The 25,948-nt window shown below is 35.8% G+C and carries 29 protein-coding genes; 28 read left to right on the forward strand and 1 reads right to left on the reverse strand.

Translation table 11 applies throughout. The annotated features are described in order from the left end of the window. The first annotated feature begins 65 nt into the window (after positions 1 to 65). The 20 genes from mtrB (at position 66) to ACEPXG_RS07595 (ending at position 17,533) form a co-directional block, all read left to right on the forward strand. Complete coding sequence (gene mtrB / locus ACEPXG_RS07500) at positions 66 to 290, forward strand: trp RNA-binding attenuation protein MtrB (RefSeq protein WP_391121715.1); 225 nt, start codon at positions 66 to 68, stop codon at positions 288 to 290. A gap of 47 nt (positions 291 to 337) precedes the next feature. Continuing rightward, positions 338 to 1,099: a heptaprenyl diphosphate synthase component 1 gene (locus ACEPXG_RS07505; RefSeq protein WP_391208962.1), complete on the forward strand. Its 762-nt coding sequence runs from the start codon at positions 338 to 340 to the stop codon at positions 1,097 to 1,099. Between the two features lie 2 nt (positions 1,100 to 1,101). Further along, positions 1,102 to 1,806: a demethylmenaquinone methyltransferase gene (locus ACEPXG_RS07510; protein WP_391208964.1), complete on the forward strand. Its 705-nt coding sequence runs from the start codon at positions 1,102 to 1,104 to the stop codon at positions 1,804 to 1,806. A 19-nt stretch (positions 1,807 to 1,825) separates the two neighbouring features. Continuing rightward, positions 1,826 to 2,800 carry a heptaprenyl diphosphate synthase component II gene (hepT, locus tag ACEPXG_RS07515; RefSeq protein ID WP_391208966.1) on the forward strand — a complete coding sequence of 325 codons (975 nt, stop codon included), beginning with the start codon at positions 1,826 to 1,828 and terminating at the stop codon, positions 2,798 to 2,800. Positions 2,801 to 2,960: 160 nt separating this feature from the next. Continuing rightward, positions 2,961 to 3,407 (forward strand): nucleoside-diphosphate kinase, encoded by a 447-nt coding sequence (ndk, locus tag ACEPXG_RS07520; RefSeq protein WP_391121726.1) that lies wholly within the window; start codon positions 2,961 to 2,963, stop codon positions 3,405 to 3,407. 1,016 nt (positions 3,408 to 4,423) lie between these two features. Further along, complete coding sequence (locus ACEPXG_RS07525) at positions 4,424 to 5,194, forward strand: CheR family methyltransferase (RefSeq protein WP_391208967.1); 771 nt, start codon at positions 4,424 to 4,426, stop codon at positions 5,192 to 5,194. 104 nt (positions 5,195 to 5,298) lie between these two features. Next, a complete protein-coding gene (aroC, locus tag ACEPXG_RS07530) occupies positions 5,299 to 6,480 on the forward strand; it encodes a chorismate synthase (RefSeq protein ID WP_391208970.1) in 1,182 nt (393 codons plus the stop codon). Positions 6,481 to 6,483: 3 nt separating this feature from the next. After that, complete coding sequence (gene aroB / locus ACEPXG_RS07535) at positions 6,484 to 7,572, forward strand: 3-dehydroquinate synthase (protein WP_391208972.1); 1,089 nt, start codon at positions 6,484 to 6,486, stop codon at positions 7,570 to 7,572. Next, positions 7,573 to 7,935: a chorismate mutase gene (gene aroH / locus ACEPXG_RS07540; RefSeq protein ID WP_391208974.1), complete on the forward strand. Its 363-nt coding sequence runs from the start codon at positions 7,573 to 7,575 to the stop codon at positions 7,933 to 7,935. It abuts the gene before it with no gap. Between the two features lie 24 nt (positions 7,936 to 7,959). Continuing rightward, the gene (gene hisC / locus ACEPXG_RS07545) at positions 7,960 to 9,057 is read left to right on the forward strand and encodes a histidinol-phosphate transaminase (protein ID WP_391208976.1); all 1,098 of its coding nucleotides are present in this window, start codon (positions 7,960 to 7,962) and stop codon (positions 9,055 to 9,057) included. Then, a complete protein-coding gene (locus tag ACEPXG_RS07550; protein WP_391208978.1) occupies positions 9,057 to 10,157 on the forward strand; it encodes a prephenate dehydrogenase in 1,101 nt (366 codons plus the stop codon). Before hisC ends, ACEPXG_RS07550 begins: the two co-directional genes overlap by 1 nt. Before the next feature lie 15 nt (positions 10,158 to 10,172). Beyond that, positions 10,173 to 11,459: a 3-phosphoshikimate 1-carboxyvinyltransferase gene (aroA, locus tag ACEPXG_RS07555; RefSeq protein ID WP_391208979.1), complete on the forward strand. Its 1,287-nt coding sequence runs from the start codon at positions 10,173 to 10,175 to the stop codon at positions 11,457 to 11,459. Positions 11,460 to 11,549: 90 nt separating this feature from the next. Then, positions 11,550 to 12,791 (forward strand): tetratricopeptide repeat protein, encoded by a 1,242-nt coding sequence (locus ACEPXG_RS07560; RefSeq protein WP_391208981.1) that lies wholly within the window; start codon positions 11,550 to 11,552, stop codon positions 12,789 to 12,791. Between the two features lie 136 nt (positions 12,792 to 12,927). Then, the gene (locus ACEPXG_RS07565) at positions 12,928 to 13,479 is read left to right on the forward strand and encodes a ReoY family proteolytic degradation factor (RefSeq protein WP_391208983.1); all 552 of its coding nucleotides are present in this window, start codon (positions 12,928 to 12,930) and stop codon (positions 13,477 to 13,479) included. 11 nt (positions 13,480 to 13,490) lie between these two features. Continuing rightward, the gene (locus ACEPXG_RS07570) at positions 13,491 to 13,937 is read left to right on the forward strand and encodes a DUF2487 family protein (RefSeq protein ID WP_391208985.1); all 447 of its coding nucleotides are present in this window, start codon (positions 13,491 to 13,493) and stop codon (positions 13,935 to 13,937) included. A 158-nt stretch (positions 13,938 to 14,095) separates the two neighbouring features. Beyond that, complete coding sequence (locus ACEPXG_RS07575; RefSeq protein ID WP_391208987.1) at positions 14,096 to 14,599, forward strand: ubiquinol-cytochrome c reductase iron-sulfur subunit; 504 nt, start codon at positions 14,096 to 14,098, stop codon at positions 14,597 to 14,599. A 20-nt stretch (positions 14,600 to 14,619) separates the two neighbouring features. Continuing rightward, the gene (qcrB, locus tag ACEPXG_RS07580) at positions 14,620 to 15,294 is read left to right on the forward strand and encodes a menaquinol-cytochrome c reductase cytochrome b subunit (protein ID WP_151699653.1); all 675 of its coding nucleotides are present in this window, start codon (positions 14,620 to 14,622) and stop codon (positions 15,292 to 15,294) included. Between the two features lie 41 nt (positions 15,295 to 15,335). Further along, positions 15,336 to 16,124, forward strand: coding sequence for a menaquinol-cytochrome c reductase cytochrome b/c subunit (locus ACEPXG_RS07585; RefSeq protein WP_391208989.1), 789 nt, complete (start codon positions 15,336 to 15,338; stop codon positions 16,122 to 16,124). A gap of 76 nt (positions 16,125 to 16,200) precedes the next feature. Beyond that, the gene (locus ACEPXG_RS07590) at positions 16,201 to 16,797 is read left to right on the forward strand and encodes a DUF1405 domain-containing protein (RefSeq protein WP_391208991.1); all 597 of its coding nucleotides are present in this window, start codon (positions 16,201 to 16,203) and stop codon (positions 16,795 to 16,797) included. A gap of 112 nt (positions 16,798 to 16,909) precedes the next feature. Further along, positions 16,910 to 17,533, forward strand: coding sequence for a zinc metallopeptidase (locus ACEPXG_RS07595; RefSeq protein WP_391209828.1), 624 nt, complete (start codon positions 16,910 to 16,912; stop codon positions 17,531 to 17,533). Between the two features lie 669 nt (positions 17,534 to 18,202). On the opposite strand, the gene ACEPXG_RS07600 is transcribed toward ACEPXG_RS07595, so the two are convergent. Beyond that, the gene (locus tag ACEPXG_RS07600) at positions 18,203 to 19,072 is read right to left on the reverse strand and encodes a YitT family protein (protein ID WP_151699657.1); all 870 of its coding nucleotides are present in this window, start codon (positions 19,070 to 19,072) and stop codon (positions 18,203 to 18,205) included. A gap of 108 nt (positions 19,073 to 19,180) precedes the next feature. Here ACEPXG_RS07600 and ACEPXG_RS07605 point away from each other — a divergent pair, with 108 nt between their 5' ends. From ACEPXG_RS07605 to panC, 8 genes are all read left to right on the forward strand, one after another. Continuing rightward, on the forward strand, positions 19,181 to 19,513 hold the full coding sequence (locus ACEPXG_RS07605; protein WP_391208994.1) for a nucleotide pyrophosphohydrolase: 333 nt from the start codon (positions 19,181 to 19,183) through the stop codon (positions 19,511 to 19,513). A 2-nt stretch (positions 19,514 to 19,515) separates the two neighbouring features. After that, complete coding sequence (gene dapB / locus ACEPXG_RS07610; protein ID WP_391208996.1) at positions 19,516 to 20,292, forward strand: 4-hydroxy-tetrahydrodipicolinate reductase; 777 nt, start codon at positions 19,516 to 19,518, stop codon at positions 20,290 to 20,292. A gap of 10 nt (positions 20,293 to 20,302) precedes the next feature. After that, positions 20,303 to 20,710: a methylglyoxal synthase gene (gene mgsA / locus ACEPXG_RS07615; RefSeq protein ID WP_391208998.1), complete on the forward strand. Its 408-nt coding sequence runs from the start codon at positions 20,303 to 20,305 to the stop codon at positions 20,708 to 20,710. 12 nt (positions 20,711 to 20,722) lie between these two features. After that, positions 20,723 to 21,853 (forward strand): N-acetyl-alpha-D-glucosaminyl L-malate synthase BshA, encoded by a 1,131-nt coding sequence (gene bshA / locus ACEPXG_RS07620; RefSeq protein ID WP_391209000.1) that lies wholly within the window; start codon positions 20,723 to 20,725, stop codon positions 21,851 to 21,853. Position 21,854: 1 nt separating this feature from the next. Then, positions 21,855 to 23,039, forward strand: coding sequence for a CCA tRNA nucleotidyltransferase (locus ACEPXG_RS07625; RefSeq protein ID WP_391209002.1), 1,185 nt, complete (start codon positions 21,855 to 21,857; stop codon positions 23,037 to 23,039). Then, positions 23,029 to 24,003 carry a biotin--[acetyl-CoA-carboxylase] ligase gene (locus ACEPXG_RS07630; protein ID WP_391209830.1) on the forward strand — a complete coding sequence of 325 codons (975 nt, stop codon included), beginning with the start codon at positions 23,029 to 23,031 and terminating at the stop codon, positions 24,001 to 24,003. Before ACEPXG_RS07625 ends, ACEPXG_RS07630 begins: the two co-directional genes overlap by 11 nt. 267 nt (positions 24,004 to 24,270) lie before the next feature. Beyond that, positions 24,271 to 25,125, forward strand: a complete 855-nt coding sequence (gene panB / locus ACEPXG_RS07635) for a 3-methyl-2-oxobutanoate hydroxymethyltransferase (RefSeq protein ID WP_391209004.1) — start codon at positions 24,271 to 24,273, stop codon at positions 25,123 to 25,125. Beyond that, positions 25,103 to 25,948, forward strand: coding sequence for a pantoate--beta-alanine ligase (gene panC, locus ACEPXG_RS07640; protein ID WP_391209006.1), 846 nt, complete (start codon positions 25,103 to 25,105; stop codon positions 25,946 to 25,948). Before panB ends, panC begins: the two co-directional genes overlap by 23 nt.

The following is a 25,948-nucleotide window of genomic DNA, read 5'->3' on the forward strand; positions in this document are numbered from 1 at the left end:
GCTTTGGATGAATGGACAAGAATATGGTATGATAAAAAAAGACTTCGAACAAAGGAGACTTTAAAATGTCTAGTTCAGATTTTATCGTAATCAAAGCAGAAGAAGATGGTGTACATGTAATCGGATTGACTCGTGGTACAGATACTAAATTCCATCATTCTGAAAAATTAGATACAGGTGAAGTAATGATTGCTCAATTTACAGAACATACTTCAGCAATGAAAATTAGAGGAAAAGCGTCTATTCAAACAGCTAATGGCGTGATTCAAAGTGATTCCAAAAAAATGTAGTAAACTATATAGAAGATTAACCGCAGCTGAGAAATGGAGTAAAGTGTATGAACGAAGCATTGATATTACAACATGTTGAAACCTATAAAAAGAATATTCTTATGCAACTTCAACAAAGCACTTTGCAAAAATACACCGGGATACCTGTAATTGATGAAGATCGTTTATTTTTCACAATTTTACCATTTCTTAATGAGGAAGATTGGGATAATTCGGTAGAGGTTTCTGCAATCGCCGTTTCCCTTATTTTTTCTGCTCTTGCTGCACACGATTTAGTGAAGGAAGAAAATGCGACGGCTAAATCACAACAACTACAAGTGCTAGCGGGAGATTATTATAGTGGTAGATATTACCAACTTTTGGCTAGTGAAAATAAAATAGATTTAATCCAACTATTGTCTAATAGCGTTGCTATCATTACAGAGCATAAGTCTAGATTTTATGATCTAGAAGATTACACACTGGAAGAATTAATTCAATCGATTCAACTAATCGAAAGTAAACCAATCGAACGATTTTTAGAATACTACGCTTATCATGAGTATGTGTATATTATGAATGAAGCATTATTACTAGCAGCGTTAAAAAAAGAGTTAGTTGCCTTCGAAAATAATGAAAAAACATTTTATATAAGTAAATCTAAAATACTTCAATCGAATATGGACACACTGCGCCTTGAAATTGAAAAAATTGAACTAACACTAGTGCAAGACGTTCGTTCGTCAAACTTATTAAATGAATCCTTGAAAGATGCGATTTTAGAGCGAGTGAGCAACCATTCACTGGAAAAGCAGTTGAGAGAAGGGTAAACGTGGGAAAATCAAAAGAACAATATGTACACGAAGTTTTCGAAAGTATTTCAGATAACTATGATTCGATGAATTCGGTCATTAGTTTTCAGCAACATATAAAATGGCGTACCGACACGATGAAAGCAATGCAGGTGAAAAAGGGAAGTACAGCACTTGACGTTTGCTGTGGTACGGCTGATTGGACAATTGCTTTAGCAGAAGCGGCAGGTCCAACCGGAAAAGTTGTTGGATTAGATTTTAGTAAAAATATGTTAAATGTAGGAAAAGAGAAAGTAAAAAATATTGCTCAAATTGAACTGGTACAAGGGAATGCAATGGAGTTACCTTTTGAAGATAGTTCATTTGATTATGTGACTATTGGTTTTGGGCTACGAAATGTTCCAGATTATAAACAAGTGCTGGAAGAAATGAAACGTGTTGCGAAACCGGGTGGTATGGTCGTTTGTTTAGAAACTTCGCAACCAGATTCTAAATTATTTAATGTTGGCTTCCGCTTTTATTTCCGTTATGTAATGCCTTTGTTCGGAAAACTTTTTGCGAAAAGCTACAAAGAATATTCGTGGCTTCAAGAATCAGCAAAGGACTTTCCAAATAGAGAAACGTTGTCCCAGTTATTCGAAGAAGTTGGTTTGAAAAAAGTATCAAATAAGCCTTATAGTGGTGGAGCAGCAGCGAGGCATATTGGTTTTAAGAAAGATATTTGAGTGGGAGAAGGTATTATCTGTGGATAAGATGAAGTTGAAATTACTTTATTCCGATTTAAAATCGGATTTAGATGTCATCGAAAAAGAACTAGCAACTGCAGTGAATTCTTCTTCTCACTTATTAAATGAGGCTTCTCTTCATTTACTTCTTGCTGGAGGAAAGCGAATTCGTCCTGTTTTTGTCTTACTTTCAGCAAAGTTTGGCGATTATTCAATTGACTCTATAAAAAATGTTGCTGTGCCTGTTGAACTTATTCATATGGCCTCACTTGTACATGATGATGTAATAGACGACGCGGAAACAAGAAGAGGTAGAGAAACAGTAAAAACTCAGTGGAATAATCGAGTAGCGATGTATACGGGAGATTTTCTCTTTGCTAGAGCGATTGAATACATAACAGTGTTAGAAAATACATATGCACATGAAGTGTTATCTCATACGATGGTAGAACTTTGTATTGGTGAAATATTACAAATTGAAGATAAGCATTTAATAGATCAAACTGTTCGAGATTATTTAAGACGGATAAAGCGGAAAACTGCCATTCTAATTTCAGCAAGTTGTGCTTTAGGTGCAATTGCCTCTGGGGCAGATGAAAAAACGATTAGACACTTAAAGCGATTTGGTTATTATGTAGGTATGTCTTTTCAAATCATTGATGATATATTAGACATTACTTCGACAGATGAGCAGCTTGGAAAACCAGCTGGAAGTGATTTATTGCAAGGTAATATAACTTTACCCGTTCTTTATGTCAAAAATGAACCAGCTATCGCTCCTTTATTAAAGGAAATGCTAGATGGTAGTATTTCAGAAAACAACAAGCAACAGCTATTAACGGAAATCCGTAATTCCGACGCCATTAACCATGCCAAACAAGTAAGTAATATGTATTTGCAAAAGGCATTAAATGAAGTGAAGCAATTGCCAACTAACTCTGCGAAAAAGTCGTTACAAAATATTGCTTTATTTATGAGCAAACGTAAGTTTTGACTTTATGAAATTTGAATCTTATTGCAGCGATGCGATCGAATATATGAATAAGTGTAACTTAGATAGAATTTAATTTGAAAATAGTGCATGATAGTGATATTATTTGTAACGGTGGAGAAATTAGAAATTATCCCCTTATATAGTTGAAGGAGTGTTATTCATGGAAAAAACATTTTTAATGGTAAAACCTGATGGCGTACAACGTAACCTAATCGGTGAAATCGTAAACCGTTTTGAGAAAAAAGGATATCAATTAGTTGGAGCAAAATTAATGCAAATTCCAACTGAATTAGCAGAAGAACATTACGGTGAACATAAAGAACGCCCATTCTTCGGTGAATTAGTAGAATTCATCACTTCTGGACCAGTTTTTGCAATGGTTTGGGAAGGTGAAAACGTTATTTCAACAGCTCGTCTTATGATGGGTGCTACAAATCCAAAAGAATCAGCTCCAGGAACAATCCGCGGAGACTTCGCAGTAACTGTTGGGAAAAACATTATCCACGGTTCTGACTCACTTGAAAGCGCTGAACGTGAAATCGGCTTATTCTTTAAACAAGAAGAATTAGTAGCTTACGCAAAAGACGCTAACAACTGGATTAACTAATCGAAAAACAGGCACAGTTGCCATTAGTTAATTAATAAATCTCTGAAATGACAGTCAAATTATTCCTATTTGACTGTCATTTTTTTGTCGAAAAAGGCTACAAATTATACGAATGGGGATTTCGTGTTGTGACCGGATAGAAAAAATATGGCCGGATAAATAAATTGATGACTGGATATATATTTTTCTTTCCATAACGCTAACGGTAATAGTGTAGCCAATGTTTCGTCCAAAGCACTCTAGAAATAGAGAAGACAAGATGCACTTAAGGGACGCTTGAGTTTTTCTTATAGATTAAGTATATAAAATACCGTGTTCATTGTGTTTTTAGTTTCACTGGATTGTCTAACATTGATTTGTGCCATCTCACATAAAGTTAACTCTTTATATAGAGATATGGTTGCTTTCGCGATAAAATTGGTTGCTTTCTTCAAGGATTTTGTTGCTCTCAGTGTAGAATCTGTAGCTTTCACCTTACAATTAGTCGCTCTATGACAGTTTTTAACTTTTTAGTTGAGCATTTAAACTTAATAATACCTGTACCCTGTGGAATTTGAGAAAAATAGTTAGTATCCATTTATAAAGAAGCGCTGAGCGGACGAAATTGTATCTTCGTCCGTTTCTTAAAGAATAGGAAAGCATCTAATCTCTCATTAACCAAATCTAATGCACAATGTCTTTACACATTTCAAGAGAGCGACGGACAAACATCCTCCACAAGATTACAGAAAAAAAGGATCGTGAAGTGACGCAGTCACTTCACGATCCTTTTCCTTTCCCACGATAATAGTGTAGCGGATGTTTAGTTCAGAGCGCTCAAGAAATGTTGAAGAATAAGATTCAGATAAAGGATGACTGCAATTTTTTCAATGAAAATAAAACAAGCGAAGACCAAATGTGAGAGAAAAAATCTGCATCTAGGGGTGTGCATGTAAATTCAAGTGTATTTCTTATGTCCTAAATGTTCAGAATACGATATACTTTATTATAGGTATTTTGAAAGGAACGATGTTATTGTGCCAGACTACATAAAATTTGTGGAATCTATCAAACATAAAACAGGTATTGATCTTGCTGCATATAAAGAAGCACAGATGAAACGCCGACTTACTTCGCTATATGAAAAAAAAGGATATAAAAACTTTGTCGAATTTTTTAATGCGCTTGATCATGATAGAGACTTATTGAACGAGTTTTTAGATCGAATGACGATTAATGTATCCGAGTTTTACCGCAATGGAAAGCGTTGGGAAGTTTTGCAAAATAAAATATTTCCTAAACTATTAGCTGAAAATAAACGATTGAAGATCTGGAGTGCTGCATGTTCTACAGGTGAAGAACCATATACAACTGCTATGGTATTATCGAATTATCTTCCTCTTTCTCAAATCTCTGTGCATGCAACAGATTTAGATGAAAATGCAATACATAGGGCCAAAGTTGGGATATATCCCGAACGTTCACTTGCAGAAGTACCTAATGAGATGAAAATTAAGTATTTTGAGAAACAAGGCCAGTTTTATAAAGTGGAAGATGCGATTAAAAAGACGGCTAATTTTAAAAAGCATAATTTATTGAAAGATACATACGATAAAAATTACGATTTAATTATTTGTCGTAATGTAATGATTTATTTCACAGAAGAAGCAAAAGATCAAATTTATCAAAACTTTAGTAATTCCCTGCGTTCAGGTGGAATTCTCTTTGTCGGAAGTACCGAACAAATATTTAATCCTGGTAAATTTGGATTTGAGATAGAAGACACATTTTTTTACCGCAAAAAATAAAACTGTCCAATGAAAATTTTGGGCAGTTTTCTTCTATACTTTAAAACTGATTTTATGATATAGTTGAAAACAAATACTTTAGCGAGTTGAAGGGGGAAAGTGTTGTGCGTTATTTAACAGCAGGTGAGTCACATGGACCACAACTAACAGCAATTATTGAAGGGTTACCCGCACAATTAGAAATCACTAGTGAACAGATTAATAAAGAGTTAAAGCGTCGACAAGGTGGGCATGGTAGAGGGCGACGAATGCAGATTGAAAAAGATACGGTAGCTATCACAGCGGGTGTCCGTCATGGAAAATCATTAGGATCTCCAGTTTGTCTTGTTGTGAACAATGATGATTGGAAGCATTGGACGAATATTATGAGAATTGAACCACTTGGGGAAGAAATTGATCCAGAAGATATTAAAAGACAAATTGCAAGACCAAGACCAGGTCATGCCGATTTGGTTGGTGGTATGAAATACGGGCACCGTGATTTACGTAATGTACTGGAACGTTCTTCTGCAAGGGAAACTACTGTCCGTGTGGCAGTTGGAGCAGTCGCTAAGCAGTTGCTAAAACAATTAGGTATTTCAATAGTAGCTCATGTAACCAAAATAGGGGGCATTGAAGCTGACTTAAATTTAGCGAGTGGAAAGTCCATTGAAGAAATTCGAGATATTGTAGAAGCAGATCCAGTATATTGTTTAGATCCAATAGCTTCAGCGAAGATGGTGGAAGCGATTGATTATGCAAAAAAAGCTGGCGATACAATTGGTGGCGTAGTAGAAGTAATTGTTACAGGTATGCCTGCAGGGGTTGGAAGCTATGTTCACTATGACCGTAAGTTAGATGGAAAACTAGCAATGGCAATGATGAGTATTAATGCGTTTAAAGGTGTAGAGGTTGGTTTAGGATTTGAAATGGCGAATTTATTCGGAAGTCAAGTGCATGACCAAATCTCTTGGAATAAAGAAGATGGTTATACTCGTGATACTAATCGTCTAGGTGGTTTAGAAGGTGGAATGTCTACTGGAATGCCAATCGTTGTGAGAGGCGTTATGAAACCAATTCCAACACTTTATAAGCCATTACAAAGCGTTGATATTGAAACGAAGGAACCATTTAAAGCTAGTATAGAACGTTCAGATAGCTGTGCGGTACCAGCAGCATCAGTTGTTGCAGAAGCAGTCATTGCTTGGGAAATAGCGGCAGCTGTTTTAGACACGTTTAACGGGGATCAGATTGAAACATTGAAAGCAGATATAGAAAGACATCGAACTTATACAAAGGGGTTTTAGTGTATGATTATCCCAGTAAAAACGAAAGACTCTAGCTATGAAGTTCATTTAGGAGAAAATATTCTACATGGGTTTTGCGAAAGAAATATAGACGCCTTTCAAAAAGCAGATCAAATCGTTGTTATTTCGGATGAAAACGTTTGGAATTTGCATAAAATTTATTTTCAACAAAATTTTACATTTCCTTTTAAAATTCATCTTGTACCTAATGGAGAAGCATGTAAAACGTTCGAATCATATTTCAATGTCCAAACGTTTCTCCTGCAAGAAAATTGTTCAAGAAATAGTATTTTATTTGCTCTAGGTGGAGGCGCTGTTGGAGATTTAACGGGTTTTGTGGCAGCAACTTTTATGAGAGGTATCCCATTTTATCAAATTCCAACGACTATTTTAGCACATGATAGTGCTATAGGTGGAAAAACAGCGATTAATCATCCAAATGGAAAGAATATGATTGGCGCTTTTTATCAACCGAAGGAAGTTTTATATGATTTTCATTTTCTACAAACTTTGCCTGAAACAGAAGTTCGTTCGGGACTAGCGGAAGTAATAAAACATGCACTTATTAGCGATGAAAATTGGGTAAATGAATTCTTACATTTGGCCAGTATTGCTGATATTCAAAAACGAGAGCTTCTTGTATGGCTTGAAAAAGGAATTCGGGTTAAAGCGCAAATAGTAGAGTTAGATGAAAGAGAACAATCATACCGTAAGTTTTTAAATTTTGGGCATACATATGGACATGCAATCGAAGCTTCTGTTGGTTATGGGAAAGTCACGCATGGAGAAGCTGTCATGATTGGTATAATTCCTGCATTAATGTTAAGCGAATTACATGGAAAAGTGGAAGTTGGCTATGCGCATAAAGTATTTGGGCTTGCGAAAAAACTTGGATATCAATTTCAACATGTATTAAACTGCTCTTTTGAACAATTAGCAACATTTATGTTGAAAGATAAAAAAACCACAAATGGAGAACTTCATTTTGCGTTGTTACAAAAAATAGGAGAACCTTTTGTTAAAGTTATATCTATGGAAGAAGTTAAAAAATGTGATGAACAATTAAGAAAATGGATTGAGGAGGGGAAGTAAGTGATCAGAGGAGTTAGAGGAGCAGTAACAGTAAGAGAAGACTCAAATGAAGAAGTACTTCGAGAAACAGCTAGACTTGTGACAGAAATGGCTAGAGCAAATGATATAAATCCAGAAACAATTGCTTCCGTCATTATATCGACAACGACAGATATCTCCTCTGCTTTTCCAGCGAGAGCAGTACGTAACTTAGACGGATGGACATTTGTACCAGTTATGTGTACGCATGAAATGAATGTCCCTGGTGCATTAGAAAAATGCATTCGATTATTAATGCATGTAAATACAGAGAAAACCCAAAAAGATATTCAACATATTTATTTAAATAACGCTGTCCAGTTAAGAACCGATTTAGTTAAGTAAATGAAAGAATGGAGGAGCTTTAAGATGAAATTCAAAAAACAAATTAAAGGATTGGAAGCTTACCAACCTGGGAAAACAACGGAAGAAGTAAAAAGAATATTTAACCTAGACAAAGTGACTAAACTGGCATCTAATGAGAATCCATATGGAGCTTCTCCAAATGTAAAAGCATTTTTAGAAAATGCGAAAGTAAATTATGCCATTTATCCTGATGGCTATGCTTCAAAGTTACGAACTGCAGTGGCTAAACACTTAAATGTTTCGGAAAAACAATTATTATTCGGTAATGGATCTGATGATAATATATTAATTGTTTCAAGAGCAATCCTTCAACCTGGATTAAACGCAGTGATGGCCTCTATCACTTTTGGGCAATATAAGCATAATGCAATTGTAGAAGGTGCAGAGGTTAGGGAAGTACCATTAACAAACGGGGAACATGATTTGGATAAAATGTATGAAGCAATAGATGAAAATACAGCTATCGTTTGGATCTGTAACCCGAATAATCCAACAGGAACATTAACTCCTTCGGATAAAATAAAAGAGTTTCTTGTAAGAGTACCTAGCGATGTATTGGTAGTGCTTGATGAAGCTTATACCGAATATATTACAGACGAAAAGTATGAAAGTTCCATTGGATTATTGGAAAAACATCCAAATTTATTAATTATGCGTACTTTCTCTAAAGCATACGGATTAGCAAGTTTCCGAGTAGGGTATGCAATTGGTTCGGAAGAAGTGATCAGTCAGCTAGAACCTACTCGTGAACCATTCAATAATACAGTATTAAGCCAGGAAGTGGCACTTATCGGCCTGGAGGACCAAAACTTTATTGATACATGCAGAGTGAAGAATAACGCCGGTAGAAAGCAATATGAAGTGTTCTGTTCAGAACGTAATCTTCATTTTTATCCTTCTCACACTAACTTCATATTGATGGAAGTTAAAGCAGATAGTGATGCAGTTTTCCAAGGGTTAATGAAGCGTGGATTTATTGTCCGTAGTGGGAATGCGTTAGGTGTACCAGGATATCTTCGTATAACAATTGGTACAGAGGAAGAAAATATGGAGTTATTGCAAAAACTAGATGAAGTTTTACATGAGGAAGGCGTAATCTAATGAAACAAACAGTTTTCATCATTGGACTCGGACTAATAGGAGGTTCTTTAGCACTTGGATTAAAGCGCAATAAAGATATTTCTATTATCGGTTACGATGCACAAAGTCATACACTTCAAACGGCCCGAAAAATTGGTATAATTGATGAAATGGCTTTTCATATTGAAGAAGGATCTGCACTTGCAGATGTGATTATATTTGCTACTCCTGTCAATGAAACAATTCGATTAATGTATGAAATGCCTAAATGGAGTCTTAAGAAACAAGTAATCGTAACAGATACAGGAAGTACAAAAAACGAAATCATGAAAGCGGCTCTAAGGTTAAAAGAAATGGGCATTACATTTATCGGCGGACATCCGATGGCTGGTTCCCATAAAAGTGGGGTAGAGGCTGCGCGTGCACATCTATTTGAGAATGCATTTTATATGCTTACTCCATTTGAAAATGAAAATAAAAAAGAAGTAAAAATACTTTCTGATATATTACAAGTTACAAAAGCAAAAGTTGTTCAAGTGAATGCAGTAGAACATGATCATATGACAGCGGTTGTTAGCCATTTCCCTCATTTGGTTGCTGCCTCACTTGTGCACCAACTTGCTGGAGAAAATGAACAATTTCCTTTTACGAAGCAACTTGCTGCTGGTGGGTTTCGTGATTTAACAAGGATTGCTTCAGCAAATCCAATTATGTGGCGAGATATTACGCTTCAAAATCGCAAGGAGTTAAGTAATCAATTACGCATGTGGTCAGAAGAAATGAACAAGCTTCAAAACCTTTTGCTACATGGGGAAGCAGATGAAATAGAAACTTATTTTTCAAAAGCTAAACAAGTTCGTGACGAGCTCCCAATTACAACGCAAGGTGCTATGTTTTCTGTATTTGATTTATATGTCGATGTACCGGATTATCCAGGGGTAATTTCTGAAATTACTGGTTATTTAGCTAAAGACAATATAAGCATTACAAACTTACGAATTGTGGAAACTCGTGAAGATATTTTTGGGATTTTAGTAGTTAGTTTTCAAACAATAGATGATCGTGCTAAAGCTGTTAAATGTATAGCTAATAATACAACATTTGAAACATATATTTCTTAAGGGAGGAGAATTACTATGAGTAAAGAATTAGATTATGCACAGCCCTCCTTGCAAGGAACAATACGAATACCTGGCGATAAATCCATTTCTCACCGTTCTATCATGTTTGGTGCCATAGCAAAAGGGACAACTACGGTAGAAGGATTCTTGCAAAGCGATGACTGTTTAGCGACAATTGATTGCTTCACTAAGCTAGGTGTGAAAATTTTGGTAGAAGCTGAAGCTGTTCAAATTGTAAGCAATGGAATAGATGCTTGGAATGAACCAAGTGAAATCTTATATACAGGTAACTCTGGTACAACTACAAGACTCATGCTCGGTATATTAGCAGGTTCAAATGTTTCGAGTGTTTTAATTGGCGACGAATCTATTCAAAAGCGTCCAATGAAACGAGTAACTGTTCCGCTCAAGCAAATGGGAGCTCATTTTATTGGTAGAGACGACGCACGGTTTACACCAATCGCAGTGGAGGGTAAAAAGCTTCAAGCCATCCAGTATAAAATGCCCGTAGCAAGTGCACAAGTGAAATCTGCGATATTATTCGCGGGTTTACATGCTGAAGGTGAGACAGTGGTAACTGAAATGGAAACTTCCCGTGACCATACAGAAAGAATGCTTCGTCATTTCGGAGCGAACATAGCCGTAGAAGGCAAAAAAATTCGTTTACAAGGACCGCAAGAACTTAGAAGTACTCATGTTGTGGTACCAGGAGATATTTCATCTGCTGCGTTCTTTTTAGTTGCTGGTGCAATCGTACCTAACAGTAAACTAGTACTTCAAAACGTTGGATTAAACCCTACTAGAACAGGAATTATGGATGTTCTTCAGGAAATGGATGCTCAAGTATCCATTCGACCCTTAAATAATGTGAGCCATGAAGAAATAGGGGATATTACGATTAGTACATCTGAACTAATAGGGACAGAAATATGTGGGGAACTAATCCCACGATTAATCGATGAAATTCCAATTATTGCATTACTTGCAACGCAAGCAAGAGGTAGAACGGTAATTAAAGATGCGGAAGAGCTGAAAGTAAAAGAAACCAATCGTATTGATGCGGTTGTAACCGAGTTAAAGAAACTTGGAGCTAATATTACTGCAACGGATGATGGAATGATTATTGAAGGACCAACACTTTTACATGGTGCTGATTTGCTTACTTATGGAGATCACCGGATTGGTATGATGGCTGCAATTGCATCTCTTGTCACATCCAGTGCAGTAACAATAGACAATGAGATGTGCGTTGGTGTTTCTTATCCAAACTTTTTTGAACAACTTTCAAGTGTGATAAAATAGTGAACTCTCCTTAATCGGAGGGTTTTTTTCTTGTATGACGTTTAACTGTCCTGTACGATGAAAAGGACACTAGAAGGATAGGTGAATTGATTGGAAAAATTAGAGCCATTTATTGAAGCGATAGAACAAGGAAATATGGAAAAGCTAAATGACATGATCGATTCTTTTTTAATAGAACCGGATGCCGAAACACAATATGAGTTGGCTGATGTATTGACCCAATATGGATATACGGAAGAAGCGATAAAAGTTTTAGCTCACCTTCAATTTTTATTTCCAGATGAAAGTCAATTAAAAATTGATCAAGCTCAGCTATTTTTAGAAATGGATAAGGAAGATGAAGCGTTAAATCTCTTAACAAGTGTAGAAAAATCGAGTGAAGCATACCCACAAGCCCTACTTACTCTGGCGGATTATTATCAAATGATCGGTCTGTATGAAGTAGCTGAACAAAAAATAGATGAAGCGATTGCAATTATGCCAAACGAACCATTATTACTATATGCCAAAGGAGAAATATTATTTGAAACTGGTAGATATTTAGAGGCTGCTAGAGTTTTAGAGAATCTTTTGCCATTACAAGATTCCATTCAAGGAGTCGATTTACCTTTGAAGCTTGCTGAAATTTATAGTGCCGGAGCAGCTTATGAAGAAGCGATTCCATACTATGCAGAAGCTTTGAAAAAAGAAGTATCACCTGATGTTTTATTTCATGCAGCATACGCATCATTTCAAGTGCAGCATTATGATACAGCAGTAAATCAATTAGAAAATTTACTAGAGATAGATCCGGACTATTTTTCAGGCTATATGTTGTTAGCTGAAACATATGCAATGCTGGAGAAAAACGAAGAAGCATTGAAAGCAATAACAAATGGAATTGCTCGTGATGAATTTGAAAAAGAATATTATTTATTTGCAGGTAAAATTTCGTTAAAAATGGGTAAAGTGAAAGAAGCAGAGTCATTTTTACAAGAAGCAATTGCGCTAGATCCAGAATATATGGATGCGATTTTCATTCTTTCTTCTTTATTTTCTAAGGAAGAAAAAGATGAAGAGCTGATTGAACTATATGAAACGTTGAAAAATGAACATTTTGAATGGTCGTCCATGTATCCATTTTTAGCGGATGCTTTTAATCGATTAGAAATTTACGAAAAAGCATACGAATTTTATAAGTTAGCATATACTGAACTTAAGGACGATGCACAATTTTTGGGTAAATATGTATACTTTCTACTTGAAGAAGGAAAAAGAGAAGAAGCTCTAGAAGTAATAGTTCTATTACAGGAATTAGAGCCGGAAAATAGTACATGGTTTGAAATGACCTAATTTATCCGTACATTGCTGAATTAGGTTAAGCCTCGGGCATTTTGTAAAGGAGTTCATCGAGCTTGCTCAATGCAATATCTGGACGCAAATAGGCTAAGGCGAATTTGATTGGACAAAAAAAGGAAGGAGAGGTTACGTGACTGCTTCTGTTTCAGTTGGCGAGAAGAAAGAATTTGTCCGTTGGTTTTTGAAAAAATATCAAATGAAAAGAAGAGAGTGCGTCTGGATATTGAATTACTTAATTAGTCATGAAACATTATTAAATAATGTACATTTCGTGGAGGAAGCTCATTATTGTCCCCGAGCAATGGTTATGTCCGTTACAACTTCTTCGGGTATACCTTTTCGATTTTATAAAGGAAGCATTATGACAGCTGACGCGGAAAAATCATTTCATGATTTGAGGCTGCATCCTGAGGAAGAAATGTACATCCAGTTAAACTTTCAAACTGTTCCACCAAGTCCAGAATACTTAGCTGTTTTAGAAGAAAACCCTTATATGCCGAAGTATTTGCATATTAGTGAAAAAGATAAGCTTATTGTAGAAGATGTATTGTCGGAGAGTTTACACTTTTTTCAAGTTGAACAGTTACAAAAACAAATAGATCAAGCAATTGATCAAAATAATAAAGAAAAATTTCTTGAACTTTCTGCCTTGTGGAAAGAACTAGTAGCTAAAGAAATTTAGGAGAGATAATCATGCATTGGAACGGAAAAGATAGTGCTGTATTTCAAGCACAAAAAGAATATATAGATACTGCAATAATTCCCTTAACATTAATCGATGGGTCTGACAGTGGATTCCAATTTGCGGCCTCTGCTGCAGACTTCGTTTTATCATTAGGAAATATAATTGAAAATCAATTTAAAGGAAGGATCGTCTTATTTCCTTCCTTCTCTTATACTAAAAATCAGGACAAGCATTTATTGTTAGAAAATTGGTTGGAAGAATTGAAAAAGGCACAATTCAAACATATATTTTTCCTTACTTCTGATCGTGATTGGATTACAATGGAAGAAGAGCAAAATGTTTTTTGGATACCTTCTATACCGCTAGAATCAATGGATCAAAAAATGAAAAATTCTGTTTTAGAAGATCAACTCCGTCAACTTATACCCACTTTTGCTAAAAAATGGGCAAATTAATGACGATATCATTCATTAATTGTTCACAAAGTTCATAATTCATTTCTCTGAAATATTGACCTTCCTTTTTTATTGATATATCATGTATATGTCCTAGTATTATTAATTTAAGCAAGTATGTCCATTGGACTGACCTTTAAGTTAGAGGGGGGAAAAGGATGAGTAACAATAAGGTTTCAAGACGTCAGTTTCTAAGTTATACATTAACAGGTGTTGGTGGATTTATGGCAGCTGGAATGCTAATGCCAATGGCACGTTTTGCAATTGATCCAGTTTTGCAAAAAAAAGCTGGTGGAAACTTCGTTCAAACTGATAAAAAGGTTGCAGAAATTACGGATGCTCCTGTACGCGTGGATTTTACTTTTGAACAAGTGGATGCATGGTACAAGTCTGATGTAACGAATACTGCATGGGTTTACAAAGAAGGAGATCAAATTATCGCTCTTTCTCCAGTATGTAAGCATTTAGGTTGTACAGTGAACTGGGAAGGTGACCCAGCACACAAAAATCAATTCTACTGTCCATGTCATGGTGGTCGCTATGAGAAAAACGGAAAGAATGTTCCAAAAACACCACCTCTAGGTCCGTTGGATCAATATGAAGTTCGTGAAAAAGACGGTTTCATAGAAATTGGAAAAGCAATACCTAACACATTAGTTTAAAGTAAGGGGGTACGACATCAGTGCTGAATAAAATCTATGATTGGGTGGATGAACGGTTAGATATTACACCAATATGGCGTGATATCGCAGACCACGAAGTACCAGAACACGTAAACCCTGCACATCATTTCTCTGCATTTGTCTATTGTTTTGGAGGGTTAACATTCTTTATTACGGTTATTCAAATTTTATCGGGTATGTTTTTAACGATGTATTACGTACCAGATATTGTAAATGCATGGGAATCTGTTTACTATCTTCAAAACGAAGTAGCATTCGGTGAAATCGTGCGAGGGATGCATCACTGGGGAGCATCGCTTGTAATTGTTATGATGTTCTTACATACATTACGTGTATTCTTTACTGGTTCTTATAAAAAGCCTCGTGAACTAAACTGGATGGTCGGAGTATTAATCTTCGCTGTTATGTTAGGTTTAGGTTTTACAGGTTACTTACTACCTTGGGACATGAAAGCATTGTTCGCAACTAAAGTAGGTATTCAAATTGCAGCATCTGTTCCACTGATTGGTGGAGCTATTAAAACATTATTAGCCGGTGATGAACATATTATCGGTGCACAAACATTAACAAGATTCTTTGCGATTCATGTGTTCTTCTTACCAGCTGCGTTATTTGCTTTACTTGCAGCTCACTTTATCATGATTCGTCGTCAAGGTATTTCTGGACCACTATAATGGGTAAGTGGAACAGATAATTCTTAAAAGGAGGGGAATTTATGCATCGCGGAAAAGGTATGAAGTTTGTTGGGGATTCTCGTGTAACAGATCCAGCTAGCAGACCTAAAAAAATGCCGAAAGACTATTCTGAGTATCCGGGTAAAACAGAAGCTTTCTGGCCTGACTTTTTGTTAAAAGAATGGTTAGTCGGTGCGGTTTTCTTAGTGGGTTATTTGGTGTTGACTGTTGCTCATCCGTCGCCACTTGAGCGTCCGGCTGATCCAGCTGACACAGCTTATATTCCATTGCCAGACTGGTATTTCTTATTTCTATACCAATTATTAAAATACGAATTTGCTTCTGGACCATATAATGTGATTGGAGCAATTGTCATTCCAGGTTTAGCTTTTGGAGCGCTATTATTAGTACCTTTTTTAGATACAAGCAAAGAAAGAAGTCCTTGGAAACGTCCGTTGCCAACTGGATTTATGCTTCTTGCTCTTGCTGCTATGATATTTTTAACTTGGGAATCAGTAGCAAACCATGACTGGGTAGCTGCTAAAGCTCAAGGGGAAATTAAAGCACCAGTTGCTAAAGTAGAATTTGATGAAAGCTCGGAAGGTTATCAAATTTATGCCAAAGCATCGTGTATCGGTTGTCATGGTAACGCTTTTGAAGGTGGAATAGGTAAGCCGTTAATCGGTTTAAAATATACAGCCGATGAGATCGTTAACATCGCACATGAAGGTTTACCAGGCGGTATGCCAGGTGGTACTTTCCAAGGTACAGATGAAGAGCTTCACAAACTTGCAGAGTTTATAACAACTCTTCAACCAGTGGGCAAATAATAAAGCTTTAGCTTGATAAAAAAGAGTCAGGAAACTGACTCTTTTTTTTTACCTACATATAATTAGGGGGGGTTTCATGAAAGATCTGACGATGTTTTTGAAAGTAATACTCTACAATAAATCATTTATGTGGCTGTTGTTTTTTGTGAATCTTTTAGGTACAATTTATGGTTATTATTGGTATGGTTCTCAACTCGCTATTACAGAACCTAAATTTTATATTTTTGTTCCTGATAGTCCTACCGCTAGTTTATTTTTTACTATTGCATTGTTGGGATGGCTGCTAAAGAAGAATTGGAAGTTAGTTGAAGTACTTGCATTAATCACGCTTGTGAAATATGGATTGTGGGCTGTTGTTATGAATATTTGGACATATATAGAAACGGGATCCATTGGTTGGATGGGATGGATGTTAGTTGTTTCCCATTTTGGGATGGCACTTCAAGCTATTTTATATATGCCATTCTATAAATTCAAATGGGTACATATATTGATTGCTTCTATTTGGACTGTACATAATGACATAATCGATTATGTGTTTGATCAAATGCCTATTTACAGAAGTTTAGATGTTTATGCTAACCAGATTGGTTATTTTACATTTTGGTTGTCTATTGCATGTATTCTAATTGCTATTTATAATTATCAAAAAAGGTCAAGGCTAATAAGTTGATGAATCCTAAATTTCGATTTAATATAATAGTATAGAGTGAGAGGGGGAAGTTTTGTTGGGTTCTTATATAGTGTATTTTGCAATAATTTTATTATTGCCTTTATATGCACAAATGAAAGTAAAAAGTACGTATAATAAATATGCAAAAGTTCGCTCGACTTCAGGTATGAGTGGTGCACAAGTAGCCAGAACTATTTTAGATGCGAATGGATTACATGATGTAAAAGTGATTGAAAGTAGAGGCTTTTTAAGCGATCACTACAACCCAATGACAAAGGTCGTTGCTTTATCTTCTCATAATTATAATGAGGCGTCTGTTGCTGGTGCAGCAATTGCAGCCCATGAGGTTGGACATGCAATCCAACATAAAGAAGCTTATTCGTTTTTAACATTAAGACATAAGTTAGTACCCATAGCAAATATTTCTTCCAATGCATCTTGGATTTTTGTGATGATTGGTATTTTTGCGAGCCTAACTAATATGCTACTTTTAGGTATTGTTTTACTTGCAGTTGGGGTGGTATTTCAATTTGTAACACTTCCAGTAGAATTCAATGCATCTAGCCGTGCAATGGATCAAATGGTTTCTTTAGGTATTATTCGTAATGAAGAAGAGCGTCATGCGAAAAAAGTGTTAAGCGCTGCTGCTTTAACTTATGTTGCCGCTACTGCTGTTGCCGTTCTTGAATTATTACGTTTAGTATTAATTTTTACAGGCATGAATAGAAATGATTAAATAAAATATAAAAGCTAAAAAGGATCGTCCTTTGTCAGAAAAGACTAAGGGCGATTCTTTTAGTATGCGTCTCTTTCCCTTTAGAAGAACATGTTATGGGAAATCACACATTTTTCCGTGTAGCAGGCTTTAGTATGTATGGAGTAATGGCCTCATTTTCATTAATGGATTTGAGTAGTTGTAAATCTACTTTTAAATTTTCCAGACTCAATAATTTTGTTGGAAAGAAGAATTGAACAAAAAAATGGTTGCTTTCTCTGTAGAAAGTTAATCTTTCTTCAATATCTATCTCTTTCTCTTTCTTTTACCGTGTGAGGCATACATGATTAAGTGGGTATCATATTAGAGTTTGTGGAATCTGAGAAAAAGTAGATAGCAACCAATGATAAAGAAGCGCTGAGCGGACGAAATTGCATCTTAATCCGCTTTTAAAAGAGTAGAATAGGATTTATTCACTCATTAACCAAACCTTATGCACCTTGTCTCTGCATATTTCAAAAGGGCGACGGACAAATATCCACCACAAGATTACCGAAAAAAATGGATCGTGAAGTGACGCAGTCACTTCACGATCCACAATAATTCCAACGGTAATAGTGTAGTTGATGTTTCGTCCAAAGCACTCGGGAAATAGTAAAGACCAGATGCACTTAAGAGACTCCTGTCTTATTACTCTATTGGTCTTTTCTCATCGTCGAGTGTAAAGCCTTCCCCCATTACATCATGGACTTCAGTTAGGGAAACGAAAGCATGAGGATCGACAGAAGTAATAATAGACTTCAAACGAACGATTTCATTTTTTCCAATTACACAATAGAGAACTTCCCGATCGTTTTTAGTGTAATGACCATACCCCTTTAATACAGTGACCCCACGTTCCATTTCTAAAGAAATCCGATTAGCAATTTCATCCTGTAATTCTGAAATGATAAATGCACCTCGAGCAGCATAAGCACCTTCTTGTACAAAGTCGATTACTCTCGCACCAACAAATACAGCAACAAGGGTATACATCATAGAACGTTCATCTAAAAACGTCAGCCAAGATAAAAGTATGACTACGGCATCAAACATAAACATCGTTTTTCCCATACTCCAACCGATATACTTATGAGCAAGACGGGCAATAATATCAACCCCGCCAGTTGTTCCACCAAATCTAAAAATAATACCTAAACCAACACCCACAAATACACCAGCGAATAACGAAACGAGCACCATATCATCTTCTAGGCCAATAGGTATTTCATAAATGCCGAATATTTTTAAAAATATTGAAACAGAAACTGTACCAATAACCGTATAAGCAAACACCTTTTTGCCTAATAGTTTCCACCCTAATATAAACATAGGAATATTCAATATAAGATTCATTAATGCTACATCCCATTTAAACACGAAATATAAGATTAATGTAATTCCAGCAAAACCACCCTCTCCAAGATGATTTTGCATATTAAAATGCACAAAACCAAAACTATAGATAGCGGACCCAATAATAATAAAAATTATATTTTTAAGTTTTAAACCTATTCCCACGAATTCACCTCTAATATAAATATACTATAGTTAATATTATCAATCATTTGTTTGCTTTTGACAACCAGTGTATATTTTTATTAGGATGAGATAAGGAGTGTGAAAATAATGGCTGAAAATAAAACATTATCCGAATTACAAAAAGAAGTAGATTTATATATAAATCAGTTTAAGGAAGGTTATTTTCCACCAATGGAACTGTTAGCGAGATTAACAGAAGAGTTAGGGGAGCTTTCTAGAGAAATTCAACATAAATATGGCACAAAGAAAAAAAAGAAAACGGAAGTAGAAAAAGCACTTGCGGATGAAATGGGAGATTTCTTCTTTGTATTAATTTGTATGGCAAATGCGGAAGGTATCGACTTAGAAGAATCATTACAGAATGTCTTAAAAAAATACAATACAAGAGATAAAGATCGTTGGACTAAAAAGGAGGACTAGTTGTGGTTATTAAAGTAGCGATAGCAGGACCAAGGGGAAGAATGGGGAAAGAAGCAGTAGAAACGCTTATAAAAAATAAAGAATTTTTATTAGTGAGTGTTTTGGACCATAAAAAAGAAGAAGATTTCTTGGGAGATAATATTCCTATCTACACTTCATTACAAGAATTAATTTATCAAACGAAACCGGATGTATTAGTCGATTTGACTGTGCCTTCTTGTGTTTATGAACATACTATCACTGCATTAGAGAATGGAGTAAGGCCAGTTATTGGTACAACTGGCTTCACTGATTTACAATTAGAAGAGATTAGAAAAAAAGTGGAGGAAAAAGAAGTAGGATGTATTATCGCTCCTAATTTTTCCATTGGAGCAGTACTTATGATGAAGTTTTCACAAATAGCAGCGAGGTATTTACCGAATGTGGAAATAATTGAGATGCATCATGATCAAAAAGTGGACGCTCCTTCAGGTACGGCTATTAAAACGGCTCAAATGATTCATGAGGAAAGAAATGCTTTTGAGCAAGGACATATAGATGAAAAAGAGTTAATAGAAGGCGCTCGAGGGGCTAATGTTAATGGAATGCATATTCATAGCGTTCGATTACCAGGCTTAGTAGCTCATCAACAAGTACTTTTAGGAGGAGAAGGGCAGCTATTAACCCTTCGACATGATTCATTTGATCGTACTTCATTTATGTCGGGTATTGTGTTATCCATCCATGAAGTAATGAAACAGAATACGCTTATATATGGTTTAGAAAATCTTATTTTTTAGGAGGAGTATAATGAGAATTGCATTAGTGGCACATGATAAAAAAAAGGATGATTTAATCCAATTTGTAACTGCATATAAACTTATTTTAGAAGACCATGATTTATTTGCCACTGGAACAACTGGTCTGCGAATAATTGAAGAGGTTGGTTTATCTGTTTTTAGATATAAGTCGGGTCCTCTTGGGGGGGATCAACAAATAGGATCTGCCATTGCCAATAACGAAATGGATATGGTTATTTTCTTTCGAGACCCTCTTACTTCACAACCACATGAACCAGATGTATCGGCATTAATTAGACTTTGCGATGTTTATCAAATACCACTTGCAACGAATATGGGAACAGCTGAAGTTTTGTTAAAAGGATTAGAAGAAGGTTTTTTAGATTGGCGATTATTAGAAGAGAGACGATCTCGTTAAGGAAGTGATTAAGTGCGTAAACTAAAAATTGGCATTACCTGTTACCCTACAGTAGGTGGTTCAGGAGTTATTGCTACTGAACTTGGAAAAATGCTTGCTGAAAAAGGGCATGATATACATTTCATAACTTCTAGTATGCCTTTTCGGTTGAATAAAATGTATCCGAATATTACTTATCATCAAGTAGAGGTAAACAGCTATTCTGTTTTTCAATATGCACCTTATGATATTGCACTTGCAAACAAAATGGCAGAGGTTATTGAAGATGAAGGACTTGATGTTCTGCATGTGCATTATGCGATTCCTCATGCAGTCTGCGCAATACTTGCAAAAGATATGGCAAAATCGGATATTGGAATTGTTACCACATTGCATGGAACTGATATTACGGTTTTAGGAGACGATTCATCTTTATCGGGTGCAATTCGTTACGGTATAGAAAAATCAGATATAGTTACTGCAGTCTCTGATTCTTTAGTAAGTCAAACAGTGGAGTTAATCGCTCCTAAAAAAGAAATAGAAACCATTTATAATTTTGTAGATGAGGAAGAGTACTCTAAAAAAGATGTTGGTGATTTAAAGGAATTGCTTGGAATTCGATCAGATGAAAAAGTAATTATTCATGTTTCCAACTTTAGAAAAGTAAAACGTGTTCCAGATGTGGTGAAAAGTTTTGAACTAATTCGACAAGAAATTCCTGCGAAATTGTTATTAGTAGGAGATGGACCTGAAAAACATCCTGTAATGGAATATGTTAAAGGGAAATCATTTGAAAAAGATGTATTATTTCTAGGGAAACAAGACAATCTTTCTGAGTTATATTCCATTTCTGACTTAATGTTACTGCTATCTCAAAAAGAGTCATTTGGTTTAGTTTTACTCGAGGCAATGGCTTGCGAAGTTCCTTGTATTGGAACAAATGTTGGTGGAATTCCTGAAGTAATTTCACATGGAGAAAATGGATACTTAGTGGAACTTGGGGATATTGCAAAAGTGGCAGAATACGGTGTGAAAATTTTGCAAGACCCTTTATTACATAAAAATTTAAGCGAGACATCTATCCAAATTGTTCAAGAGCGTTTTAGTTCTTCTCAGATTGTCGAACAGTATGAAGCGATGTACGAAAGAGTGGCGAGAAAATAACATGATGAAAAATCGGTGGCCAGCTGCATATCAAGTAATTGAAAAACTTGAGTATGCTGGATTTGAAGCCTATGTAGTTGGAGGAGCGGTTCGTGATTTTATTCGAGGAGTTTCTGCAAATGATGTAGACGTCACAACGAATGCAACACCGAACGAAGTCAAACAGTTATTTGAACATACGATTGACGTAGGAATTGAACACGGGACCGTATTAGTAGTCGTAAAAGAATCAATTGAAGTGACTACTTTTCGTTCGGAAGACACGTATTCTGATTATAGAAGACCCGATAATGTGATGTTTGTCCGATCTCTACAAGAAGATTTACAGAGACGTGATTTTACAATGAACGCTATGGCATTAACAAAAAAGGATGAACTGATTGATTATTTTGATGGAAGAGCAGATATTAAACAGAAACTTATTCGGGCTGTAGGTGATCCAAATAAGCGCTTTTCTGAAGATGCGCTCCGTATGTTAAGGGCTATACGTTTTTCTGCACAACTAGACTTTTCATTGCATGTAAAAACTTTAGAAGCTATTGAGATGCAACACAAATTAATTAGCCGTGTTTCTTTGGAAAGAGTAAAAGTAGAATTAGAGAAAATTTGGACAAGCAATTATGTAGGAAAAGGTATGCATTTGTTTGTGACGAGTAAGTTAGCGATAAATTTCCCTGGTGATTGGAAAACATATCTAGATAAATGGAATAGATTTTTAATGTTTGAAAATGTAGCGAATGGATGGACATTCTTTGCACTAATGCAGCAATCAAACGATATAAATACCTTATTAAATTTTTATAAATGCTCGAATGCAGAAAAAATGCATGTAAAGCAAGTTCTGCTTGCAGTAGAAAAGCTTAAAAAAGGACAATGGACGACATATGACCTCTTTCAATTTAAAGAAGAGGTATTAGTAGCAGCGGCCTATTATGCTGAAATCATTTTGGATATGAATACTCCTTATGAAAAGAATGACATTCCACGTTTAAAAGCAGCTATACCAATTGCATCTTCCAGAGAAATTGCTGTTAATGGAAATGAATTAATGGAATGGAAACAAGAGAAAAGAGGACCATGGATAAAAGAAGTTCTCGAGAAGTTAACAATAGCGATTGTTAATGGACAAGTTGAAAATGAGCGAGCACAAATAAAGGAATGGTTTTTTCGTGAATATGACAATTAAAGAAAAGATTCTATCCCAACTACTATCGGCAAAAGGGGAACCAATCTCAGGACAAAAATTAGCAGATGAATTATCCATTTCTCGTACAATGATTTGGAAGCATCTAAAAGCTTTAGAATTAGAAGGTTATGTGATTGAGGCTGTAAAGAAAAAAGGATACATGCTACTTTCTATACCAGATATCGTTTCCAAAGAAAGAATAACTACTTATTTAGAGACGGCTCAGTTAGGCCACAACATTTTATATTATCCAGTTTGCGATTCTACTCAAAATATTGCTGCAGAGAAGGCTAGGGAAGGGGCTTCACATGGTACGGTCGTGATCACAGAAGAGCAAACTGCCGGTAGAGGAAGATTAGAACGAGTATGGGATTCTTCTGCAAGTAATGGAATTTGGATGAGTGTCATCATTCGTCCTGAAATTAGTCCACATATGGCACCCCAATTTACGCTTGTTTCAGCAGTTGCCATTACAAAAGCAATAGAAGATTTGACTGGAAATACTCCAGAGATAAAATGGCCTAATGATTTATTGATGAATGGAAAAAAAGTAACTGGTATATTAACCGAGCTTCAAGCGGATATGGATCGAGTACAATCCATTATTATTGGAATTGGGGTAAATGTAAACCAGGAACTCGAATCATTCGAGCAATCGATTCAATCGATTGCGACTTCATTAAAAATAGAAACAGGAAATGGCATTAATCGTGCTACTTTAGTTGCTAAGATCCTATACTACTTAGAAAAGTATACAACGATGTATGTCGAGAATGGGTTTGAACCTATAAAATTACTCTGGGAAAGCTATAGTTGTACACTAGGAAAGCGAATACGAGCAATTCTCTTAAGAGAAACGTTAGAAGGAACTGCAATCGGTATTTCAAATGATGGTGTACTTCAGTTACGACTGGATAATGGAGAGATACGAGGAATATACTCTGCGGATATTCATTTAACATGATGCAACTAAAACAAGTGTGTCGTGACATACTTGATAGAACAAATAATAATTTGGACTATTAAGCAGGATTCTGTTAATCTATATGCGAAGGGTAGTATCTTAATCGAACTGCACCTGTCACATTCTGTACACAAATAAATAGTCTGCCTTGATCACGCTTTGACAGGGACGGAGAAAACCTACATTAGACATTTTCTGCCCTTCTGTCCACTCTCGGATTGAAGGGCTTTTACTGGTTTTCTTCTCCAAAAAAGAGGAGGAGTAAAATTGAAATCAACTAGTAGTTTTGTAGACATGAAAAAGAATAACGAAAAAATTGCGATGGTAACAGCTTATGATTATCCATCTGCTAAATTTGCAGAAAATGCAGGGGTAGATATGATTTTAGTTGGAGATTCCGTTGGGATGGTCGTGTTAGGATATGATTCCACGGTACTTGTGACAATGGATGATATGATTCATCATGGAAAAGCTGCAAGAAGAGGAGCACCAAATACTTTTTTAGTCGTAGATATGCCTTTTGGGACTTATCATGGTTCGGTCAATCAAACGCTTGCTAACGCAGTTAAAATTATGCAGCAAACGAATGCTCAAGCAGTAAAAGTAGAAGGGGCAGATGAAGTAATACCTGCAATACAAAAGTTAACATCTTCTGGTATACCAGTAGTTGCTCATCTTGGGTTACTTCCGCAATCTGCTGGAGTGCTAGGTGGTTATAAAGTACAAGGTAAAACTGCAGCTGCTGCAGAAAAATTAATAGATGATGCCAAAAAATGTGAAGAAGCAGGTGCTTGTGCAGTAGTTCTAGAATGTATTCCACATCAACTGACAGAAAAAGTTTCAGCAGCATTAACAATTCCTACAATTGGAATTGGAGCTGGTTTAAGAGCAGATGGTCAAGTGTTAGTTTTTCATGACATGGTTAAATACGGAACGCATCATATTCCGAAATTTGTTCAGGAATATGCAAATGTTGGTACTTCTATTGCAGATGGAATTACACAATATGTGCGAGATGTGAAAAATGAAGAATTTCCAGCAGAAAAGCATCAATTTACAATGAAAGAAGATCAACTTCAACAATTGTACGGAGGCAATCATGAAAACAGTCCAAACAATTAATGAGTTACAAAACTTTTTTTATAGCAATAAAGAAAAAACAATTGGGCTTGTACCGACAATGGGATATCTACATGAAGGCCATTTAGCTCTATTAAATAAAGCGAGAAAAGAAAATGACATAGTCGTTTCAAGCATCTTCGTAAACCCAGCACAATTTGGTCCAAATGAAGATTTGGATCGCTATCCAAGAGATATCGAACATGATACAGAACTGGCGGCAAAAGCTGGAGTAGATGTCCTTTTTGTTCCTACTGTAAATGAAATGTATCCATTCGAAAGTGGTATTACGATTCATGCTGGTGAACTTTCTACAAAGCTATGTGGGGAAAGTAGACCTGGACATTTTGATGGTGTTTTAAAAGTAATTACAAAGTTATTTCATTTGATCCAACCAACAAAAGCTTATTTTGGCCAAAAAGATGCGCAACAACTTGCGATTATCGAGACATTCGTGAAGGCTTATAACTTCCCTGTACAAATTGAACGAGTTTCCACAGTTAGAGAAACTGATGGGTTGGCGAAAAGTTCTCGAAATGTATTTTTAAGTGAAAAGGAAAGAGCAGAAGCGATTCATTTATATAAGGGACTTACCATTTCAACGGAAATTTGGCAAGAAACAAAAGATATTAGTTTGGCTATTTCAGAAGGTAAGCGGTATATCGAACAAAATACTTCTGGTAAGATCGATTATTTGGAAGCTTTAGCATATCCCAACTTACAAGCAGATTTACATCAGGCTGAACAAATCTTGTTCGCAACGGCAGTATTTTTCGAAAATGCTCGCTTAATAGATAATATTATTGTTGATGTAAAAGGAGTGTAA

Source organism: Psychrobacillus sp. L4 (assembly GCF_042944905.1).
Lineage (GTDB): Bacteria > Bacillota > Bacilli > Bacillales_A > Planococcaceae > Psychrobacillus.

Excerpts from the sequence above, each read along its gene's own strand:
- aroA (WP_391208979.1), top strand. The coding sequence starts at position 10,173 with ATGAGTAAAGAATTAGATTATGCACAGCCCTCCTTGCAAGGAACAATA.
- ACEPXG_RS07630 (WP_391209830.1), top strand. The coding sequence starts at position 23,029 with ATGACAATTAAAGAAAAGATTCTATCCCAACTACTATCGGCAAAAGGG.
- ACEPXG_RS07590 (WP_391208991.1), top strand. The coding sequence starts at position 16,201 with ATGAAAGATCTGACGATGTTTTTGAAAGTAATACTCTACAATAAATCA.
- mgsA (WP_391208998.1), top strand. The coding sequence starts at position 20,303 with ATGAGAATTGCATTAGTGGCACATGATAAAAAAAAGGATGATTTAATC.
- ACEPXG_RS07595 (WP_391209828.1), top strand. The coding sequence starts at position 16,910 with ATGAAAGTAAAAAGTACGTATAATAAATATGCAAAAGTTCGCTCGACT.
- ACEPXG_RS07625 (WP_391209002.1), top strand. The coding sequence starts at position 21,855 with ATGATGAAAAATCGGTGGCCAGCTGCATATCAAGTAATTGAAAAACTT.
- ACEPXG_RS07570 (WP_391208985.1), top strand. The coding sequence starts at position 13,491 with ATGCATTGGAACGGAAAAGATAGTGCTGTATTTCAAGCACAAAAAGAA.
- ACEPXG_RS07605 (WP_391208994.1), top strand. The coding sequence starts at position 19,181 with ATGGCTGAAAATAAAACATTATCCGAATTACAAAAAGAAGTAGATTTA.
- panC (WP_391209006.1), top strand. The coding sequence starts at position 25,103 with ATGAAAACAGTCCAAACAATTAATGAGTTACAAAACTTTTTTTATAGC.
- mtrB (WP_391121715.1), top strand. The coding sequence starts at position 66 with ATGTCTAGTTCAGATTTTATCGTAATCAAAGCAGAAGAAGATGGTGTA.
- ndk (WP_391121726.1), top strand. The coding sequence starts at position 2,961 with ATGGAAAAAACATTTTTAATGGTAAAACCTGATGGCGTACAACGTAAC.
- ACEPXG_RS07575 (WP_391208987.1), top strand. The coding sequence starts at position 14,096 with ATGAGTAACAATAAGGTTTCAAGACGTCAGTTTCTAAGTTATACATTA.
- ACEPXG_RS07550 (WP_391208978.1), top strand. The coding sequence starts at position 9,057 with ATGAAACAAACAGTTTTCATCATTGGACTCGGACTAATAGGAGGTTCT.
- ACEPXG_RS07585 (WP_391208989.1), top strand. The coding sequence starts at position 15,336 with ATGCATCGCGGAAAAGGTATGAAGTTTGTTGGGGATTCTCGTGTAACA.
- hisC (WP_391208976.1), top strand. The coding sequence starts at position 7,960 with ATGAAATTCAAAAAACAAATTAAAGGATTGGAAGCTTACCAACCTGGG.
- aroB (WP_391208972.1), top strand. The coding sequence starts at position 6,484 with ATGATTATCCCAGTAAAAACGAAAGACTCTAGCTATGAAGTTCATTTA.
- ACEPXG_RS07505 (WP_391208962.1), top strand. The coding sequence starts at position 338 with ATGAACGAAGCATTGATATTACAACATGTTGAAACCTATAAAAAGAAT.